General features: G+C 63.1%; 16 protein-coding genes. All 16 read left to right on the plus strand.

Translation table 11 applies throughout. The features are described from left to right. Window positions 1-134 precede the first annotated feature (134 nt). Window positions 135-590, plus strand: coding sequence for a division/cell wall cluster transcriptional repressor MraZ (gene mraZ / locus ACIPZC_RS14360; protein WP_011535546.1), 456 nt, complete (start codon window positions 135-137; stop codon window positions 588-590). After that, on the plus strand, window positions 587-1,534 hold the full coding sequence (rsmH, locus tag ACIPZC_RS14365; RefSeq protein WP_372490406.1) for a 16S rRNA (cytosine(1402)-N(4))-methyltransferase RsmH: 948 nt from the start codon (window positions 587-589) through the stop codon (window positions 1,532-1,534). The genes mraZ and rsmH overlap by 4 nt, the downstream gene beginning before the upstream one ends. Next, window positions 1,531-1,824: a cell division protein FtsL gene (gene ftsL / locus ACIPZC_RS14370; protein WP_012312861.1), complete on the plus strand. Its 294-nt coding sequence runs from the start codon at window positions 1,531-1,533 to the stop codon at window positions 1,822-1,824. The genes rsmH and ftsL overlap by 4 nt, the downstream gene beginning before the upstream one ends. After that, on the plus strand, window positions 1,824-3,557 hold the full coding sequence (locus ACIPZC_RS14375; protein WP_241804926.1) for a penicillin-binding protein 2: 1,734 nt from the start codon (window positions 1,824-1,826) through the stop codon (window positions 3,555-3,557). Before ftsL ends, ACIPZC_RS14375 begins: the two co-directional genes overlap by 1 nt. Continuing rightward, window positions 3,554-5,044: a UDP-N-acetylmuramoyl-L-alanyl-D-glutamate--2,6-diaminopimelate ligase gene (locus ACIPZC_RS14380; protein WP_400627613.1), complete on the plus strand. Its 1,491-nt coding sequence runs from the start codon at window positions 3,554-3,556 to the stop codon at window positions 5,042-5,044. The genes ACIPZC_RS14375 and ACIPZC_RS14380 overlap by 4 nt, the downstream gene beginning before the upstream one ends. Then, the gene (murF, locus tag ACIPZC_RS14385; protein WP_400627615.1) at window positions 5,037-6,404 is read left to right on the plus strand and encodes a UDP-N-acetylmuramoyl-tripeptide--D-alanyl-D-alanine ligase; all 1,368 of its coding nucleotides are present in this window, start codon (window positions 5,037-5,039) and stop codon (window positions 6,402-6,404) included. The genes ACIPZC_RS14380 and murF overlap by 8 nt, the downstream gene beginning before the upstream one ends. Continuing rightward, complete coding sequence (mraY, locus tag ACIPZC_RS14390; RefSeq protein ID WP_241804716.1) at window positions 6,404-7,486, plus strand: phospho-N-acetylmuramoyl-pentapeptide-transferase; 1,083 nt, start codon at window positions 6,404-6,406, stop codon at window positions 7,484-7,486. The genes murF and mraY overlap by 1 nt, the downstream gene beginning before the upstream one ends. A 6-nt stretch (window positions 7,487-7,492) precedes the next feature. Then, window positions 7,493-8,839: a UDP-N-acetylmuramoyl-L-alanine--D-glutamate ligase gene (gene murD / locus ACIPZC_RS14395; RefSeq protein ID WP_400627617.1), complete on the plus strand. Its 1,347-nt coding sequence runs from the start codon at window positions 7,493-7,495 to the stop codon at window positions 8,837-8,839. Further along, the gene (gene ftsW, locus ACIPZC_RS14400; RefSeq protein WP_277818126.1) at window positions 8,836-10,050 is read left to right on the plus strand and encodes a putative lipid II flippase FtsW; all 1,215 of its coding nucleotides are present in this window, start codon (window positions 8,836-8,838) and stop codon (window positions 10,048-10,050) included. Before murD ends, ftsW begins: the two co-directional genes overlap by 4 nt. Further along, window positions 10,040-11,119 carry an undecaprenyldiphospho-muramoylpentapeptide beta-N-acetylglucosaminyltransferase gene (murG, locus tag ACIPZC_RS14405; RefSeq protein WP_349976489.1) on the plus strand — a complete coding sequence of 360 codons (1,080 nt, stop codon included), beginning with the start codon at window positions 10,040-10,042 and terminating at the stop codon, window positions 11,117-11,119. Before ftsW ends, murG begins: the two co-directional genes overlap by 11 nt. Beyond that, on the plus strand, window positions 11,112-12,560 hold the full coding sequence (gene murC, locus ACIPZC_RS14410; RefSeq protein ID WP_046784854.1) for a UDP-N-acetylmuramate--L-alanine ligase: 1,449 nt from the start codon (window positions 11,112-11,114) through the stop codon (window positions 12,558-12,560). The genes murG and murC overlap by 8 nt, the downstream gene beginning before the upstream one ends. Beyond that, the gene (locus ACIPZC_RS14415) at window positions 12,557-13,513 is read left to right on the plus strand and encodes a D-alanine--D-alanine ligase (protein WP_400627621.1); all 957 of its coding nucleotides are present in this window, start codon (window positions 12,557-12,559) and stop codon (window positions 13,511-13,513) included. The genes murC and ACIPZC_RS14415 overlap by 4 nt, the downstream gene beginning before the upstream one ends. Window positions 13,514-13,519: 6 nt before the next feature. Beyond that, window positions 13,520-14,389: a cell division protein FtsQ/DivIB gene (locus ACIPZC_RS14420; protein ID WP_241804720.1), complete on the plus strand. Its 870-nt coding sequence runs from the start codon at window positions 13,520-13,522 to the stop codon at window positions 14,387-14,389. A 14-nt stretch (window positions 14,390-14,403) separates the two neighbouring features. Continuing rightward, a complete protein-coding gene (ftsA, locus tag ACIPZC_RS14425) occupies window positions 14,404-15,660 on the plus strand; it encodes a cell division protein FtsA (RefSeq protein WP_012312872.1) in 1,257 nt (418 codons plus the stop codon). A 55-nt stretch (window positions 15,661-15,715) separates the two neighbouring features. After that, window positions 15,716-16,912: a cell division protein FtsZ gene (gene ftsZ, locus ACIPZC_RS14430; RefSeq protein WP_003251871.1), complete on the plus strand. Its 1,197-nt coding sequence runs from the start codon at window positions 15,716-15,718 to the stop codon at window positions 16,910-16,912. A 112-nt stretch (window positions 16,913-17,024) separates the two neighbouring features. Next, the gene (gene lpxC / locus ACIPZC_RS14435) at window positions 17,025-17,936 is read left to right on the plus strand and encodes a UDP-3-O-acyl-N-acetylglucosamine deacetylase (RefSeq protein WP_400627624.1); all 912 of its coding nucleotides are present in this window, start codon (window positions 17,025-17,027) and stop codon (window positions 17,934-17,936) included. The last annotated feature ends 75 nt before the right edge of the window (window positions 17,937-18,011 follow it).

An 18,011-nucleotide genomic window follows, 5' to 3' on the forward strand; every position in this document is an offset into this window, starting at 1 on the left:
CCTGTAAGGGTTTTCCGTATGAACGCGCCTTGACGGTGCAGCGGACGGATTCCTATAGTGTGCGCAAGTGGCAGAAAGTGGGATGAAGTGGGTTTTCTGGCACAAAAAAGCTACCATTGTGGGGAATCGCAGCCGTGTTCCGCGGAGCCAACGCCGTCAGCCTCGATGCCAAGGGCCGTCTCGCCATGCCGAGCCGGTACCGTGACGAGCTCGATTCGCGTTGCAATGGTCAGCTGATCGTGACCATCGACGCCGTCGACCCCTGCTTGTGCGTTTACCCCCTCGATGAGTGGGAACAGATTGAAGCCAAGTTGCGTGCCTTGCCGTCGTTGCGTGAGGAAAACCGCCGCCTGCAGCGTTTGCTGATCGGTAATGCGGTTGACCTGGAGCTCGACGGCAGTGGCCGTTTCCTGGTGCCGCCCCGCCTGCGGGAGTACGCCAAGCTGGACAAGAAGGCGATGCTGGTGGGGCAGCTGAACAAATTCCAGCTGTGGGATGAGGATGCCTGGAACGCAGTTTCGGCAGCCGACCTTGCAGCTATCCAACAACCGGGCGCCATGCCCGACGATTTACGTGACCTGATCCTGTGACCATAGATAGCGGCTTCAACCACATCACCGTCCTGCTCGACGAAGCTGTCGAGGCATTGGCCCTGCGCGCCGACGGTTGCTATCTCGACGGCACCTTCGGCCGCGGCGGGCACAGCCGTCTGATCCTCAGCAAGCTCGGGCCGGATGGTCGGCTGCTGGGCTTCGACAAAGATCCTCAAGCGATTGCCACGGGGCAAGCGCTGGCGGCCGAAGACGGCCGCTTTGTCATTGTGCAGCGCAGTTTTGCCGAACTGGGCGCTGAAGTGGCCGAGCGAGGCCTGGCTGGCAAGGTCAGCGGTATCCTGCTCGATCTGGGCGTGTCCTCGCCCCAGCTGGACGACCCCGAGCGGGGCTTCAGTTTCCTCAATGACGGCCCGCTGGATATGCGCATGAACCCCGACCAGGGCATCAGCGCTGCCGAGTTCATCGCCACCGCGCCGGTCGAGGAAATTGCCCGCGTTTTCAAAGAGTATGGCGAGGAGCGTTTTGCCGGCCGCATGGCGCGCGCCGTGGTAGAGCGCCGCGAAAAGCAGCCGTTCACCCGGACTGCGGACCTGGCCGAAGTGCTCAAGGTCGCCAACCCTGCCTGGGAAAAGGGCAAGAACCCGGCAACCCGTGCCTTCCAGGGCCTGCGCATTCACGTCAACAACGAACTGGGCGATCTTGAGGCCGGCCTTGAGGCTGCACTCGATGCGCTGGAAGTCGGCGGCCGTCTGGCGGTGATCAGCTTCCATTCGCTGGAAGACCGTATCGTCAAGCTGTTCATGCGCAAACTGGTCAAGGGTGAAGCGGACAACCTGCCGCGCAACCTGCCGGTTCAGCACAAGGCCTTCGAGCCGAAAATCCGTCTGATCGGCAAGGCTCAGTTTGCTTCCGAAGCCGAGCTCAAGGCCAACCCGCGGTCGCGCAGCGCCGTGATGCGGGTGGCGGAGAAGCTTCGGTGAGCCGGCTATTTGCCAAGCCTTTGCCAGGCGGAAGCTTCCTGATGCTTCTGTTGTTCGTTGGCGTGCTTGTTTCGGCCATTGCCGTGTCGTACAGCGCCCATTGGAATCGCCAGTTGCTCAACACCCTGTACGGCGAGTTGAATGAGCGCGACAAGGCCCAGGCCGAGTGGGGCCGGTTGATCCTCGAACAAAGCACCTGGACCGCTGCCAGCCGCATCGAGAACCTGGCTTCCGAGCAACTGAAGATGCACGTGCCTGCCGCCGACGAAGTACGGATGGTGGCGCCATGATGAAGCTCGAAGGTGCACTCTACCCCTGGCGCTTCCGCGTGGTGATCGGCCTGCTGGCGTTGATGGTCGGCGCCATCTGCTGGCGCATCATCGACTTGCAGGTGGTCGACCGTGACTTCCTCAAGGGCCAGGGCGATGCCCGCAGCCTGCGTCATATTCCTATTCCGGCACACCGAGGTCTGATTACCGACCGTAATGGTGAGCCCTTGGCCGTCAGTACGCCTGTCACCACCTTGTGGGCCAACCCCAAGGAAATGCAAGCGTCCAAGGACCGCTGGCCGCAACTGGCCGCCGCATTGGGGCAGAACGCCCAGCAGCTGAGCGAGCGCCTGACCCAGCAGGCCAGCAAAGAATTCATCTACCTGGTCCGCGGCCTGACCCCGGAGCAGGGGCAGCATGTGCTCGACCTGAAAGTGCCGGGTGTATACGGCCTCGAAGAATTCCGCCGCTTCTATCCCGCCGGTGATGTCACCGCTCACATGGTCGGTTTCACTGACCTGGATGACCATGGCCGCGAAGGGGTAGAGCTGGCCTACGATGAGTGGCTGGCCGGGGTGCCCGGCAAGCGGCAAGTGATCAAGGACCGGCGTGGCCGCTTGATCAAGGACATTCAGGTAACCAAGAACGCCAAGGCCGGCAAGACCTTGGCGTTGTCCATCGACCTGCGCCTGCAATACCTGGCCACGCGCGAGCTGCGTAACGCAATCGCCGAGCAGGATGCCAAGGCCGGCAGCCTGGTGATCATGGACGTCAAGACCGGTGAGGTCCTGGCGATGGTCAATCAGCCGACCTACAACCCCAACAACCGCCGCACCATGTTCCCGTCGGCGATGCGTAACCGGGCGATCATTGACGTGTTCGAGCCAGGCTCCACGGTCAAGCCGATCTCCATGAGCGCCGCATTGGAGAGTGGGCGCTGGAAGCCCACCGACAAGGTCGAAGTCTACCCGGGCAGCCTGCAGATCGGCCGCTACACCATCAGGGACGTGTCCAGGAGCGAGGGTCCGATCCTCGACCTGACCGGCATCCTGATCAACTCCAGTAACGTGGGCATGAGCAAGATCGCCTTCGATATCGGCGGCGAAGCCATCTACCGGGTCATGTCCCAGGTCGGCCTTGGCCAGTACACCGGCCTTGGGTTCCCGGGCGAGCGGGTTGGCAACCTGCCCAACCATCGTGAGTGGCGCAAGGCCGAAACCGCGACCTTGTCCTATGGCTACGGCGTCTCGGTTACCGCCTTGCAGCTGGTGCATGCCTATGCGGCGCTGGCCAACGACGGGAAGATGGTGCCGCTGTCGATCCTCAAGGTCGACAAGGTCCCGGAGGCAGTCCAGGCCATTCCAAAGGACACCGCCAAAACCGTGCAAGGCATGTTGCAGCAAGTGATCGAGGCGCCGCGTGGGGTGTTCCGCGCCCAGGTGCCGTTCTATCACGTGGGCGGCAAGTCTGGTACCGCGCGGAAAGCCACAGTGGGCTCCAAGGGCTACACCGAAAACGCCTACCGCTCGCTGTTCGCCGGCTTCGGTCCGATGAGCGACCCGCGTTACGCCATTGTCGTGGTCATCGACGAGCCGAGGAAAGGCGGTTATTTCGGTGGCCTGGTATCGGCGCCGGTATTCAGCAATGTCATGTCGGGCACCCTGCGGCTGATGAACGTGCCGCCAGACAACCTGCCACCGCCTGCCGACCCGCAACAAGTCAATGCAGCACCCGCCAAGGGAGGGCGTGGATGATGACAATGCCACTGAGCAAGCTTTTCGCCCACGCCAGTCGCGACCCGCTGATCCGTGAGCTGACCCTGGACAGCCGTGCTGTGCGCGCAGGTGACCTGTTCCTGGCCGTGCCGGGCGCCAAGGTCGATGGCCGTGACCATATCAGCGACGCGCTGGCCCGCGGTGCCGCTGCGGTCGCCTACGAACAGCAGGGCACCCATGTGCTGCCGATCACCGATGTGCCGCTGATCCCGGTCAAAGGCCTGATCGCCCAGCTGTCGGATATTGCCGGCCGCTTCTACGGCGAGCCGAGCCGTCAGCTGAACCTGGTCGGGGTTACCGGTACCAACGGCAAGACCAGCGTCACTCAACTGGTGGCCCAGGCGCTAGATGCGCTTGGCCAACGGTGCGGCCTGATCGGTACCCTGGGTACCGGATTTTATGGTGAGTTGCAGAGCGGCCGGCTGACCACGCCAGATCCGATTGCGGTGCAGTCGACGCTGTACGACCTGAAAAAGGCCGGGGCCAAGGCCGTGGCGATGGAAGTATCCTCGCATGCCCTGGAACAGGGGCGTGTCGCCGCGCTGGAATTCGATATCGCGGTGATGACCAACCTGTCCCGTGATCATCTGGACTATCACGGCAGCATGGAGGCCTACGAGGCCGCGAAGGCCAAGCTTTTCGCCTGGCCTAGCCTGCGTTGCCAGGTGGTCAACCTGGATGACGGTTTCGGCCGTCGTCTGGCGGCTGATTTTGCCCGTCGTCCGAGTGTCGACCATATCGAGACCCGTCTGCTCAGCTACAGCCTGGAAAACCCCGACGCTTCTTTGTATTGCCGTGAAGCCAGGTTCGATGACGATGGCGTACGGGCCATCATCGTCACCGCCCAGGGTGAGCGTACCTTGCGCAGCCAGCTGCTGGGCCGTTTCAACCTGAGCAACATGCTCGGGGCCGTGGCGACCTTGCTCGCTCTGGATTATTCGCTGGACGAAATCCTCAAGGTCACCGCGCAGTTGAAAGGCCCGGTGGGGCGCATGCAGCGTCTTGGCGGCGGTCAGAAGCCGTTGGTGGTGGTCGATTACGCGCACACCCCTGACGCCCTGGAGCAGGTACTCCAAGCCCTGCGCCCGCACGCCCACGGCCAGTTGCTGTGCCTGTTCGGTTGTGGTGGCGATCGCGATCGTGGCAAGCGTCCGCTGATGGCCGAAGTGGCCGAGCGCCTGGCTGATCGTGTACTGGTCACTGACGATAACCCTCGTACCGAAGACCCACAGGCGATCTTCAACGACATTCGCCCCGGTTTTGTCCGCCCCGCCGACGTCGAGTTCGTCGCGGGCCGCAGCGAGGCCATCGCACACCTGATCGCTTCTGCTGCCGCTTCGGACGTCATCGTCCTGGCAGGCAAGGGGCATGAGGATTACCAGGAGATCAATGGCCAACGCCATGATTTCTCTGACTTGGTCGAAGCCGAAAAGGCACTTGCAGCCTGGGAGGCTCCACATGCTTAAGCCCATGACACTCAGCCAGCTGACCGCAGCGCTGAGCGCTCGCCTGGTCGGCGCCGACGCCAGCTTCAGCGGTGTCAGCATCGACAGCCGCAGCGTCGGCGCCGGGCAGTTGTTCGTCGCCCTGGTGGGGCCGCGTTTCGACGGCCACGACTACTTGGCCGATGTGCAGGCCAAGGGCGCCGTGGCAGCGCTGGTGGAGCGTGAAGTGACCGATGTCGACTTGCCGCAGCTGGTGGTCGCCGACTGCCGTCTGGCCCTTGGCCAGCTCGGTGCGCTGAACCGTGCCAGCTACGACAAGCCGGTGGTCGCCATCACCGGCTCCAGTGGCAAGACCACGGTCAAAGAGATGCTTGCCTGCATCCTGCGTACCCGTGGCCCTGTTCATGCCACCCGTGGCAACCTGAACAACGACCTGGGTGCACCGCTGACCCTGCTGGAAATTGCTCCCCAACACAGCGCCGCCGTCATCGAGCTGGGCGCTTCGCGCATTGGCGAGATCCGCTACACCGTGGGCCTCACCCAGCCACAGGTAGTCATCATCAACAATGCCGGTACAGCCCACGTCGGCGAGTTCGGCGGGCCAGAGAAGATCGTTGAAGCCAAGGGCGAGATTCTCGAAGGGCTGGGCGAGGGCGGCACTGCCATCCTCAATCTGGACGACAAGGCCTTTGCCATCTGGAAGGCGCGCGCGGGTGCCCACAAGGTTATCAGTTTTGCCCGCAGCGACGCCCGCGCCGACTTCCATGCCACCGACATCGGTCGCGACGCGCGGGGTTGCCCGTCGTTCACACTGCACGGCGCCGGTGCATCGGTGGCCGTGCAGCTCAATGTGCTCGGTGAGCATAACGTCAGCAACGCCCTGGCCGCTGCCGCCGCCGCGCATGCCGTTGGTCTGACCCTGAGCGGCATTGCCGCGGGCCTTAACGCCATGCAGCCGGTCAAGGGCCGTACCGTGGCGCAAATCGCCCCCAGTGGCGTGCGCGTGATCGATGACAGTTACAACGCAAATCCCACCTCGATGTGCGCGGCCATTGATATACTCGCCGGCTTTTCCGGGCGCACCGTTCTGGTGCTGGGGGATATCGGCGAGCTGGGGCAGTGGGCGCAAGAAGGTCACCATCAGGTGGGCGATTACGCTCGCGGCAAGGTCGATGCCCTGTATGCAGTGGGTACCAACATGACACATGCGGTCAAGGCGTTCGGCGCCAATGGCCGTCATTTCGCAACGCAAGCTGAGCTGATCGAGGCCGTTCGCGCCGAAACTGCCAGCAATACCACTATCTTGATCAAGGGCTCGCGCAGCGCTGCGATGGAAAACGTCGTGGCTGCACTGTGCGGTGCCAGCGGGGAGAAACATTAATGCTGCTGCTGTTGGCTGAGTATCTGCAACAGTTCCACAAAGGCTTCGCGGTCTTCCAGTACCTGTCCCTGCGCGGGATCCTTGGCGTACTGACCGCGCTGTCGCTGGCGCTGTGGCTGGGCCCGTGGATGATCCGTACCCTGCAGATCCGCCAGATCGGTCAGGCCGTCCGTAATGACGGCCCGCAATCGCACTTGTCCAAATCCGGCACGCCAACCATGGGTGGTGCCTTGATCCTGTCTGCCATTGGCATCAGCACCCTGCTGTGGGCCGACCTGTCCAATCGCTATGTGTGGACGGTACTGATCGTCACACTGCTGTTCGGCGCCATCGGCTGGGTCGACGACTACCGCAAGGTGATCGAAAAGAACTCGCGCGGCCTGCCTAGCCGCTGGAAGTACTTCTGGCAGTCGGTGTTCGGCCTGACGGCGGCGATCTTCCTGTACCAGACGGCTCCCACCACTGTCGAAACCACCCTGATCGTGCCATTCCTCAAGGATGTCACCATCCCGCTGGGCATCGGCTTCGTCATCCTGACCTACTTCGTCATCGTCGGCTCCAGCAATGCGGTCAACCTGACCGATGGCCTCGATGGCCTGGCGATCATGCCGACGGTAATGGTCGGCGGTGCGCTGGGCATCTTCTGCTACCTGTCGGGTAACGTGAAGTTCGCTGAGTACTTGCTCATTCCTTATGTACCGGGCTCGGGTGAACTCATCGTGTTCTGCGGCGCGCTGATCGGCGCCGGCCTGGGCTTCCTGTGGTTCAACACCTATCCGGCCCAGGTGTTCATGGGCGACGTCGGTGCGCTGGCGCTGGGCGCCGCACTGGGCACCATCGCCGTGATCGTGCGCCAGGAAATCGTGCTGTTCATCATGGGCGGCATCTTCGTGATGGAAACCCTGTCGGTGGTGATCCAGGTCGCCTCCTTCAAGCTGACCGGCAAGCGCGTGTTCCGTATGGCACCGATCCACCACCATTTTGAACTCAAGGGCTGGCCTGAGCCGCGGGTGATTGTCCGTTTCTGGATCATCACCGTGATTCTGGTGCTGATCGGCCTTGCAACCCTGAAACTGAGGTAGACGAGCGTGTCACTGATCGCTTCCGACCAATTCCGCATCGTTGTCGGCCTCGGCAAGAGCGGCATGTCCCTGGTTCGCTTCCTGGCGAACCAGGGCATTGCCTTTGCGGTCGCCGACACCCGCGAGCAACCGCCGGAACTGGACACCCTGCGCCGTGATTACCCGCAGGTGGAAGTACGCTGTGGTGAACTGGACGTGGATTTCCTGTGCCGCGCCAACGAACTGTACGTGAGCCCCGGCCTGGCACTGGCCACGCCGGCCCTGCAGCAGGCGGCGACGCGTGGCGTGAAGCTGTCCGGTGACATCGAACTGTTCGCCCGCCATGCCAAGGCGCCGATCGTGGCGATCAGTGGCTCCAATGCGAAAAGCACGGTGACCACCCTGGTCGGCGAGATGGCCGTCAAGGCCGGCAAGCGCGTGGCCGTCGGCGGCAACCTGGGGACTCCTGCCCTGGACCTGCTCAGCGATGACATCGAGCTGTATGTCATGGAACTGTCCAGCTTCCAGCTGGAAACCACCGACCAGCTCAATGCCGAAGTGGCCACCGTGCTGAACATCAGCGAAGACCACATGGACCGCTACAGCGGCCTGCCTGCCTATCACCTGGCCAAGCACCGGATATTCCGTGGCGCGCGCCAGGTGGTGGTCAACCGCCAGGATGCCCTGAGCCGGCCGTTGCCGGTCGAAGGGCGCCCGTGCTGGAGCTTTGGCCTGAATCAGCCGGACTTCAAGGGTTTCGGCCTGCGTGAAGTCGAGGGTGAGAAGTACCTGGCTTTCGAGTTCCAGGCATTGCTGCCGGCCCGTGAGCTGAAAGTGCGTGGTGCCCACAACCAGAGCAACGCATTGGCGGCCCTGGCTCTGGGGCATGCTGCCGGTCTGCCGTTCGAGCCGATGCTCGAGGCCCTGCGCGAATTCGGCGGCCTGCCTCATCGTTGCCAGTGGGTGCGTGCGCGCAACGGTGTGAACTGGTACGACGATTCCAAGGCGACCAACGTCGGCGCGGCCCTGGCCGCCATCGAAGGCCTGGGCGCGGATATCGACGGCAAGCTTGTGCTGATCGCCGGTGGCGACGGCAAGGGTGCCGATTTTGCCGCCTTGCGTGAACCGGTAGCCCGCATGTGCCGCGCCGTTGTGCTGCTCGGTCGCGATGCGCAGCGCTTGGCCGAAGCGCTGGGTGATGCCGTGCCGCAGGTGCGGGTCAAGACGCTGGACGAAGCCGTGCAGCAATGCGCCGAGCTGGCCCTGCCGGGGGACGCCGTGTTGCTGTCGCCGGCGTGTGCCAGCCTGGACATGTTCAAGAACTTTGAAGAACGCGGGCGGCTGTTCGCCCAGGCGGCGGGAGGGCTGGCATGATCTTCGGCATCCTCAAGCCGTACCCGTCGCCGCTGGTCAGTGGCCGTGGCATCGACCTCGACTTCGCCTTCCTGGCTGGCTGCCTGGCGCTGCTGGGCCTGGGCCTGGTGATGATCACTTCGGCGTCGTCGGAAGTGGCCGCAGCACAGTCAGGTAACCCGCTGTACCACATGTACCGCCATCTGGTTTATGTGGCCATTGGCCTTGTCGCCTGTGGTGCGACGCTGCTGGTACCGATCGCCACATGGCAGCGCATGGGCTTCATGATGCTGGTGGGCGCCTTTGGCCTGCTGGTACTGGTGCTGGTGCCTGGCATCGGTCGTGAGGTGAACGGCTCGATGCGCTGGATAGGCTTCAGCTTCTTCAACGTCCAGCCTTCGGAGATCGCCAAGGTCTTCGTGGTCATTTATCTCGCCGGCTACCTGGTACGTCGGCAGACCGAAGTACGCGAAAGCTGGATGGGCTTTTTCAAACCGTTCATCGTGCTGCTGCCAATGGCCGGCCTGCTGCTGATGGAACCGGACTTCGGTGCCACCGTGGTCATGATGGGCGCTGCTGCGGCCATGCTGTTCCTCGGCGGCGTAGGGTTGTTCCGCTTCAGCCTGATGGTGGCGCTGGCGGTGGTCGCCGTATTCGTACTGGTGCAGGCGCAGCCGTACCGGATGGCGCGCCTGATCACCTTTACCGACCCCTGGTCCGACCAGTTCGGCTCTGGCTACCAGTTGACCCAGGCACTGATCGCTTTCGGCCGCGGCGAGTGGCTGGGCGTAGGGCTGGGCAACAGTGTGCAAAAGCAGTTCTACCTGCCTGAGGCGCACACTGACTTCGTGTTCTCGGTACTGGCCGAGGAGTTGGGCGTGGTCGGTTCGCTGGTGACCATCGCGCTGTTCGTATTCGTGACCGTTCGCGCGCTCTATATCGGCCTATGGGCTGAAAAGGCCAAGCAGTACTTTGCCGCCTACATGGCATTTGGCCTGGCATTCCTGTGGATTGGCCAGTTCCTGATCAACATTGGCGTGAACGTCGGCTTGCTGCCGACCAAGGGCCTGACCTTGCCTTTCCTCAGTTACGGGGGCAGTTCCCTGGTGATCTGCTGTGCCTGCGTCGGTCTGTTGCTGCGTATCGAATGGGAAAGCCGCACGCACCTGGGCAGCGAGGAGCACGAATTCAGCGAAAGCGATTTTGCCGAGGAGACCAGTCATGGCCGCTGACGGCAAAAACGTACTGATCATGGCGGGCGGCACTGGGGGCCATGTGTTCCCGGCCCTGGCCTGCGCACGTGAGTTCCAGGCGCGCGGCTATACCGTGCACTGGCTGGGCACCCCCCGTGGCATCGAGAATGAACTGGTCCCTCAGGCCGGCTTGTCGCTGCACCAGATCCAGGTCAGCGGTTTGCGTGGCAAGGGCAAGCTGTCGCTGCTCAAGGCGCCGTTCACCCTGGTCAAGGCCGTGCTTCAAGCGCGGCGGATCATTGGCCAGCTCAAGCCGGTCTGCGTGATCGGCTTCGGTGGCTATGTGACCGGCCCTGGCGGCGTCGCCGCGCGCCTGTGCGGTGTGCCGCTGGTGATTCACGAACAGAACGCCCGCGCCGGTACCGCCAATCGCTTGCTGGTGCCGTTGTCGGCACGCGTTTGCGAGGCTTTCCCAGGCACCTTCGAAGCGGGCGACAAGCTGCGTACCACCGGCAACCCGGTGCGCCCCGAGCTGTTCATGGACGCGCAGCGTGCGCCCTTGGGCGAGCGCCGTGCCCGCCTGCTGGTCATGGGTGGCAGCCTGGGTGCGGAACCATTGAACAAATTGTTGCCTAAGGCCCTGTCCGAGGTGCCCGCTGACCTGCGGCCCGAGGTGTTCCATCAGGCCGGCAAGCACCACGCGCCGATCACCGCCGAGCGCTATCAAGAAGCGGGTGTCGAGGCTCAGGTAGAGCCGTTCATCAAGGACATGGCCCACGCCTACGGCTGGGCTGACCTGGTGGTGTGCCGGGCCGGTGCCCTGACCGTCAGCGAACTCGCGGCGGCCGGCCTGCCTTCGATGCTGGTGCCTTTGCCCCATGCCATCGACGACCACCAGACCCATAACGCCCAATATCTGGCTCGGGAAGGCGCTGCCTTCCTCATGCCACAAGCGACAACTGGCGCAGCGCAACTCGCTGAACGCCTGAACGAGGTGCTGATGCAACCCGAGAAACTCAACACCATGGCACGCACCGCAAGGAGCCTTGCCAAACCATCCGCAACCAGCACCGTGGTCGATATCTGCCTGGAGGTGGCCCATGGTTGAAAGCCAGAAAGCCATGCCCCAGCCAAAGATGGGCCGCATTCATCGCATCCACTTCGTCGGTATCGGCGGCGTGGGTATGTGCGGTATTGCTGAAGTGCTGCTGAACCTGGGCTACGAAGTGTCCGGCTCGGACCTCAAGGTGTCGCCGGTTACCCAGCGCCTGGAGTCGTTCGGTGCCGAGATCTTCGTTGGCCACCGCGCTGAAAACGCCGCCAATGCCGATGTGCTGGTGGTGTCCAGCGCCATCAACCCGGCCAACCCGGAAGTCGCCACTGCGCTCGAGCGGCGTATCCCGGTGGTGCCGCGTGCCGAAATGCTCGCAGAGCTGATGCGCTATCGCCATGGCGTGGCGGTTGCCGGCACCCATGGCAAAACCACCACCACCAGCCTGCTGGCCTCGGTGTTTGCCGCAGGTGGGCTGGACCCGACTTTCGTGATCGGTGGCCGTCTGACCGCTGCCGGCACCAATGCGCAGTTGGGTACCAGCCGCTACCTGATCGCCGAAGCCGACGAAAGCGACGCCAGCTTCCTGCACCTGCAGCCGATGGTTGCCGTGGTCACCAATATCGACGCCGACCACATGGCCACCTACGAGGGTGACTTCAACAAACTGAAGAAAACCTTCGTCGAGTTCCTGCACAACCTGCCGTTCTATGGCCTGGCCGTGATGTGCCTGGACGACCCTGTGGTGCGCGAGATCCTGCCGCAGGTCAAGCGCCCGACCGTGACCTACGGTTTCAGCGAAGAGGCCGACATCCGGGCGATCAACGTCAGCCAGAAGGGCATGCAGACCCACTTCACCGTGCTGCGCCGTGATCGTGAGCCGCTTGAAGTGTCGGTCAACATGCCGGGCAACCACAACGTGCTCAATGCCCTGGCCACCATTGCCATCGCCACCGACGAAGGTATCAGCGACGAAGCCATCGTGCAGGGGCTTTCCGGCTTCCAGGGCGTTGGCCGACGGTTCCAGGTATACGGCGAACTGCCGGTTGAAGGCGGCAGCGTGATGCTGGTCGACGACTACGGCCACCACCCGACCGAAGTGGCGGCGGTGATCAAGGCCGTGCGCGGTGGCTGGCCAAGCCGTCGCCTGGTCATCGTCTACCAGCCACACCGATACAGCCGCACCCGTGACCTGTATGACGACTTCGTGCAGGTACTGGGCGATGCCAACGTGCTGCTGCTGATGGAGGTGTACCCGGCCGGTGAAGAGCCGATACCCGGTGCCGACAGCCGTCAGCTGTGCCATAGCATTCGCCAGCGCGGCAAGCTGGACCCGATCTACATCGAACGTGGCGCCGAGCTGGCGCCGCTGGTCAAGCCGCTGCTGCGTGCCGGTGACATCCTGCTGTGCCAGGGTGCCGGCGATGTCGGTGGCCTGGCCCCGCAATTGATGAAAAGCCCGCTGTTCGCTGGCGCCAAGCAGGAGAAGTCTAAATGACCAGCGCCTACGAAAAACTGCATTCGACCCTGGACGTCAAGGCGTTCGGCCGCGTCGCTGTCCTCTACGGTGGCAAGAGCGCCGAGCGTGAAGTCTCGCTCAAGTCGGGCGCTGCCGTGATCGAGGCGCTGCGCAGCGCCGGTGTCGACGTGGTCGCCATCGACGTGGGCGACGACCTGCTGGCCCGCCTGCAAAGCGAGAAGATCGACCGCGCCTTCATCATCCTGCACGGTCGGGGTGGCGAGGATGGCAGCATGCAAGGGCTGCTGGAGTGCCTGGGTATCCCTTACACCGGCAGTGGCATCCTCGCCTCGGCCCTGGCCATGGACAAGCTGCGGACCAAACAGGTGTGGCAAAGCCTGGGCATTCCGACCCCGCGTCATGCCGTGCTGGCCAGCGTAGAAGATTGTGTTGCAGCCGGTACGGAACTGGGCTTCCCGCTTATCGTCAAACCTGCCCATGAAGGCTCTAGCATCGGCATGGCCAAGGTGAACAGCGAGCAGGAACTGGTTGCTGCCTGGCAAGACGCCGCCAAATACGATTCTCAGGTGCTGGTCGAGCAATGGATTCACGGCCCGGAGTTCACCATCGCCGTTCTGCGTGGCCAGGTGCTGCCGCCGATCGCTTTGGGCACCCCGCACGTGTTCTACGACTACGACGCCAAATACATCGCCAATGACACCCAGTACCGCATCCCGTGCGGGCTGGACAGTGCCAAGGAACAGGAGCTCATCGACCTGACCGCGCGCGCCTGCAATGCCATCGGCATTGAAGGCTGGGGCCGTCTGGACGTGATGCAGGACGAGCAGGGCCGGTTCTGGCTGCTCGAAGTAAACACCGCACCGGGCATGACTGATCATAGCCTGGTACCCATGGCGGCCCGCGCGGCCGGCCTGGACTTCCAGCAGCTGGTGCTGGCGATCCTGGCCGAAAGCGTAGCGACGCGAGGTTAACAAACCATGCAAGGCGCAATGATACGTCAGCAGCAACCCGTTACCGGCCGTAGCAAGCCGGTGCCGCGTGGTGCCAGCCGACTGGTGGCCGACGAGCCCGTATCGGCGCGCCTGCCGCGGCCCAGCCTGGGCGGCCTCAAGCGCCTGCTGTGGCCGGTGTTGCTGGTGGCCGCAGGCTTTGGCGCCTACGAGGGCGCCATTCGCCTGATGCCGTACGCCGACCGGCCGATCACCAAGATCGACGTGCAGGGCGACCTCAGCTACATCAGCCAACAGTCGGTGCAGCAGCGGATCGCGCCATACGTGGCAGCGAGCTTCTTCAGCGTCGACCTGCCAGCGATGCGAGCCGAGCTCGAGCAGATGCCATGGATCGCCCACGCCGAAGTACGCCGGGTTTGGCCGGACGAGGTGGTGATTCGCCTGGAAGAACAGTTGCCGGTCGCCCGCTGGGGGGAGGAAGCCTTGCTCAACAACCAGGGCCAGGCCTTCACCCCGCGCGAGCTGGCCAACTATGAGCATCTGCCGCAGTTGGCCGGGCCGCAGCGTGCCCAGCAGCAAGTCATGCAGCAGTATCAGGTATTGAGCCAGATGCTGCGCCCCCTGGGCTTTTCCATCGCTCGCCTGGAGCTGCGCGAGCGTGGCAGCTGGTTCCTGACCACCGGTGCGGGCAGCACCGGGCAGGGCGTCGAGCTGCTGCTGGGGCGCGATCATCTGGTGGAGAAAATGCGCCGTTTCATTGCCATTTACGACAAGACACTCAAAGAGCAGATCACCAACATTGCCCGCATTGATCTGCGTTATGCCAACGGACTTGCCGTTGGTTGGCGGGAACCGAACGCACCGACGACGGCCCAACCCGCCGTTGCGAAGAATTAGAGAGAGGCAGGACCATGGCAAACGCGCATAGCGGCAAAATGATCGTCGGGCTGGACATTGGCACCTCCAAGGTGGTGGCGCTGGTGGGTGAAGTTGGCGAAGACGGTACCCTGGAGATCGTCGGGATCGGTACTCACCCTTCCCGCGGCCTGAAGAAGGGCGTGGTGGTGAACATCGAATCCACCGTGCAGTCGATCCAGCGCGCAGTGGAAGAAGCACAGCTGATGGCTGGTTGCCGCATCCACTCGGCGTTCGTCGGTGTGGCCGGTAACCATATCCGCAGCCTGAACTCCCACGGCATCGTCGCCATCCGCGACCGTGAGGTCAGCCTTGCCGACCTCGAGCGTGTGCTGGACGCTGCACAGGCCGTGGCCATTCCGGCTGACCAGCGCGTGCTGCACACCCTGCCGCAAGACTACGTGATCGACAACCAGGAAGGCGTGCGAGAGCCGCTGGGCATGTCGGGTGTGCGCCTGGAAGCCAAGGTTCACGTGGTCACCTGCGCGGTCAACGCGGCGCAGAACATCGAGAAATGCGTGCGCCGTTGTGGCCTGGAAATCGACGACATCATCCTCGAGCAACTGGCCTCGGCCTACTCGGTGCTGACCGACGATGAGAAAGAGCTCGGCGTGTGCCTGGTGGACATCGGTGGCGGCACCACCGACATCGCCATCTTCACCGAAGGTGCGATCCGCCATACGGCGGTCATCCCGATTGCCGGCGACCAGGTCACCAACGACATCGCCATGGCCCTGCGTACACCCACCCAGTACGCCGAAGAAATCAAGATCCGTTACGCCTGCGCCCTGGCCAAACTGGCCGGCGCCGGCGAGACCATCAAGGTGCCGAGCGTGGGCGACCGCCCACCGCGCGAACTGTCGCGCCAGGCCTTGGCTGAAGTCGTGGAGCCTCGTTACGACGAGCTTTTCACGCTGATCCAGGCCGAGCTGCGCCGCAGCGGCTACGAGGACCTGGTGCCGGCCGGCATCGTCCTCACCGGCGGCACCGCCAAGATGGAAGGCGCCGTAGAGCTGGCAGAAGAAATTTTCCACATGCCGGTACGCCTGGGCGTACCGCACAGCGTTCGGGGGCTGAGCGACGTGGTGCGCAACCCGATCTATTCCACCGGCGTGGGCTTGCTCGCGTACGGCCTGCAGAAGCAGTCCGAAGACCTGCCCCTGACCGGTAACAGCAGCAGCAACAGCTATGGCGATGAACCGAAGGCCCCAGTGCTTGAGCGCTTCAAGCGGTGGGTTCAGGGCAACTTCTAAGTTTCAAAGCAGTAGTGGTAGGCGCGACAACTAGAGAACTGAAAGGAGAGGGAAAATGTTCGAGCTCGTAGACAACGTCCCGCAAAGCCCGGTCATCAAAGTGATCGGTGTCGGCGGTGGCGGCGGCAACGCCGTCAACCACATGGTCAAGAGCAGCATCGAAGGTGTGGAGTTCATCTGCGCCAACACCGATGCTCAGGCGCTGAAAAACATCGGCGCGCGCACCATCCTGCAATTGGGTACCGGGGTCACCAAGGGCCTTGGTGCCGGTGCCAATCCGGAAGTCGGCCGTCAGGCTGCGCTGGAAGACCGTGAGCGCATCGCCGAGGTGCTGCAGGGCACCAACATGGTGTTCATCACCACCGGCATGGGCGGCGGTACCGGTACCGGTGCGGCGCCGATCATCGCCGAAGTGGCGAAGGAAATGGGCATTCTCACGGTTGCCGTGGTGACCCGTCCGTTCCCGTTCGAAGGTCGCAAACGTATGCAGATCGCCGATGAAGGCATCCGCATGCTGGCCGAGAGCGTCGACTCGCTGATCACCATTCCCAACGAGAAGCTGCTGACCATCCTGGGCAAGGATGCCAGCCTGCTGTCCGCCTTTGCCAAGGCTGACGATGTACTGGCCGGTGCCGTTCGCGGTATTTCCGACATCATCAAGCGCCCTGGCATGATCAACGTCGACTTCGCCGACGTGCGCACCGTGATGGGTGAGATGGGCATGGCGATGATGGGCACCGGTTGCGCCAGCGGCCCGAACCGCGCTCGCGAAGCCACCGAGGCGGCAATCCGCAACCCGCTGCTCGAAGACGTCAACCTGCAGGGCGCTCGCGGCATCCTGGTGAACATCACCGCAGGCCCTGACCTGTCGCTGGGCGAGTACTCCGATGTGGGTAGCATCATCGAAGCCTTCGCCTCCGACCACGCGATGGTCAAGGTCGGCACCGTGATCGACCCGGACATGCGCGATGAGCTGCACGTGACCGTGGTGGCCACTGGCCTGGGCGCGCGCATCGAGAAGCCGGTCAAGGTGGTCGACAACACCCTGCAGACCGCTCAGCAGGCGTACGAGGCCTCTAACCCGGCCCCTGTTCGTCAGGAGCAGCCAGCGGTCAATTACCGTGACCTGGAGCGTCCGACCGTGATGCGCAACCAGGCCCACGCAGGCGCTGCCGCAGCAGCTAAACTCAACCCTCAGGATGACCTGGATTACCTGGATATCCCGGCCTTCCTGCGTCGTCAGGCCGATTAATGGAATTTATCAGGGGTATAAGGGTGATTGGTGTTCAGCAAAGGCCGGGTCTGTTATCATCCTCAGCCTTTGTTGATACCTGTTCGCAATTTGCGCTGAAGCGGCCAATGCCATGATTAGACAACGCACCCTGAAGAATACCATCCGTGCCACAGGCGTCGGCCTGCACTCCGGGGAGAAGGTCTATCTGACCCTCAAGCCTGCGCCTGTCGATACCGGCATCGTCTTCCGTCGCGCCGACCTCGACCCTGTGGTCGAGATCCCGGCACGTGCGGCCAACGTCGGTGAGACCACCATGTCCACCACGTTGGTCAACGGTGACGTCAAGGTCGATACCGTCGAGCACCTGCTTTCCGCCATGGCGGGGTTGGGCATCGATAACGCCTACGTCGAGCTCTCCGCCTCGGAAGTTCCGATCATGGATGGCAGCGCCGGTCCCTTCGTATTCCTGATTCAGTCTGCCGGCCTGGAAGAACAGGACGCAGCCAAGAAGTTCATCCGCATCCTGCGTGAAGTGACAGTGGAGGAGGGCGACAAGCGCGCTACCTTCCTGCCTTTCGAGGGGTTCAAGGTGAGCTTCGAGATCGACTTCGATCACCCGGTCCTCAAGGGCCAGACCCAGAGCGCCGTCGTCGACTTCTCCAGCACCTCGTTCGTCAAGGAAGTCAGCCGCGCCCGCACCTTCGGTTTCATGCGTGACATCGAGTATCTGCGCAAGCACAACCTTGCGCTCGGTGGCAGTGTCGAGAACGCCATCGTCGTCGATGAGACCGGCGTACTTAACGAAGACGGCCTTCGCTCCGAAGACGAATTCGTCAAGCACAAGATCCTCGACGCCATCGGCGACCTGTACCTGCTGGGCAACAGCCTGATTGGCGAGTTCAAGGGCTACAAGTCCGGGCACGCGCTGAACAACCAGCTGCTGCGTAAGCTGATCAAGGAAACCGACGCCTGGGAAGTTGTCACTTTCGAAGATGCCAGTACGGCACCGATCTCTTATATGCGCCCTGTTGCGGCCGTGTAAGTTCGAACACTCTCTCTAGTGATTGAGGCCACCTTCGGGTGGCCTTTTTTATGGGTTGTTCTCAGCCCCGCAGGG

The organism is Pseudomonas sp. NPDC089743, assembly GCF_044748785.1.
In the GTDB taxonomy this organism is placed as follows: Bacteria; Pseudomonadota; Gammaproteobacteria; order Pseudomonadales; family Pseudomonadaceae; genus Aquipseudomonas; species Aquipseudomonas putida_X.

Coding starts and splice junctions, on each gene's coding strand:
- ftsA (WP_012312872.1), top strand. CDS start 14,404: ATGGCAAACGCGCATAGCGGCAAAATGATCGTCGGGCTGGACATTGGC.
- ACIPZC_RS14375 (WP_241804926.1), top strand. CDS start 1,824: ATGAAGCTCGAAGGTGCACTCTACCCCTGGCGCTTCCGCGTGGTGATC.
- murF (WP_400627615.1), top strand. CDS start 5,037: ATGCTTAAGCCCATGACACTCAGCCAGCTGACCGCAGCGCTGAGCGCT.
- ftsW (WP_277818126.1), top strand. CDS start 8,836: ATGATCTTCGGCATCCTCAAGCCGTACCCGTCGCCGCTGGTCAGTGGC.
- ACIPZC_RS14420 (WP_241804720.1), top strand. CDS start 13,520: ATGCAAGGCGCAATGATACGTCAGCAGCAACCCGTTACCGGCCGTAGC.
- ACIPZC_RS14380 (WP_400627613.1), top strand. CDS start 3,554: ATGATGACAATGCCACTGAGCAAGCTTTTCGCCCACGCCAGTCGCGAC.
- ACIPZC_RS14415 (WP_400627621.1), top strand. CDS start 12,557: ATGACCAGCGCCTACGAAAAACTGCATTCGACCCTGGACGTCAAGGCG.
- murG (WP_349976489.1), top strand. CDS start 10,040: ATGGCCGCTGACGGCAAAAACGTACTGATCATGGCGGGCGGCACTGGG.
- lpxC (WP_400627624.1), top strand. CDS start 17,025: ATGATTAGACAACGCACCCTGAAGAATACCATCCGTGCCACAGGCGTC.
- mraY (WP_241804716.1), top strand. CDS start 6,404: ATGCTGCTGCTGTTGGCTGAGTATCTGCAACAGTTCCACAAAGGCTTC.
- murC (WP_046784854.1), top strand. CDS start 11,112: ATGGTTGAAAGCCAGAAAGCCATGCCCCAGCCAAAGATGGGCCGCATT.
- ftsZ (WP_003251871.1), top strand. CDS start 15,716: ATGTTCGAGCTCGTAGACAACGTCCCGCAAAGCCCGGTCATCAAAGTG.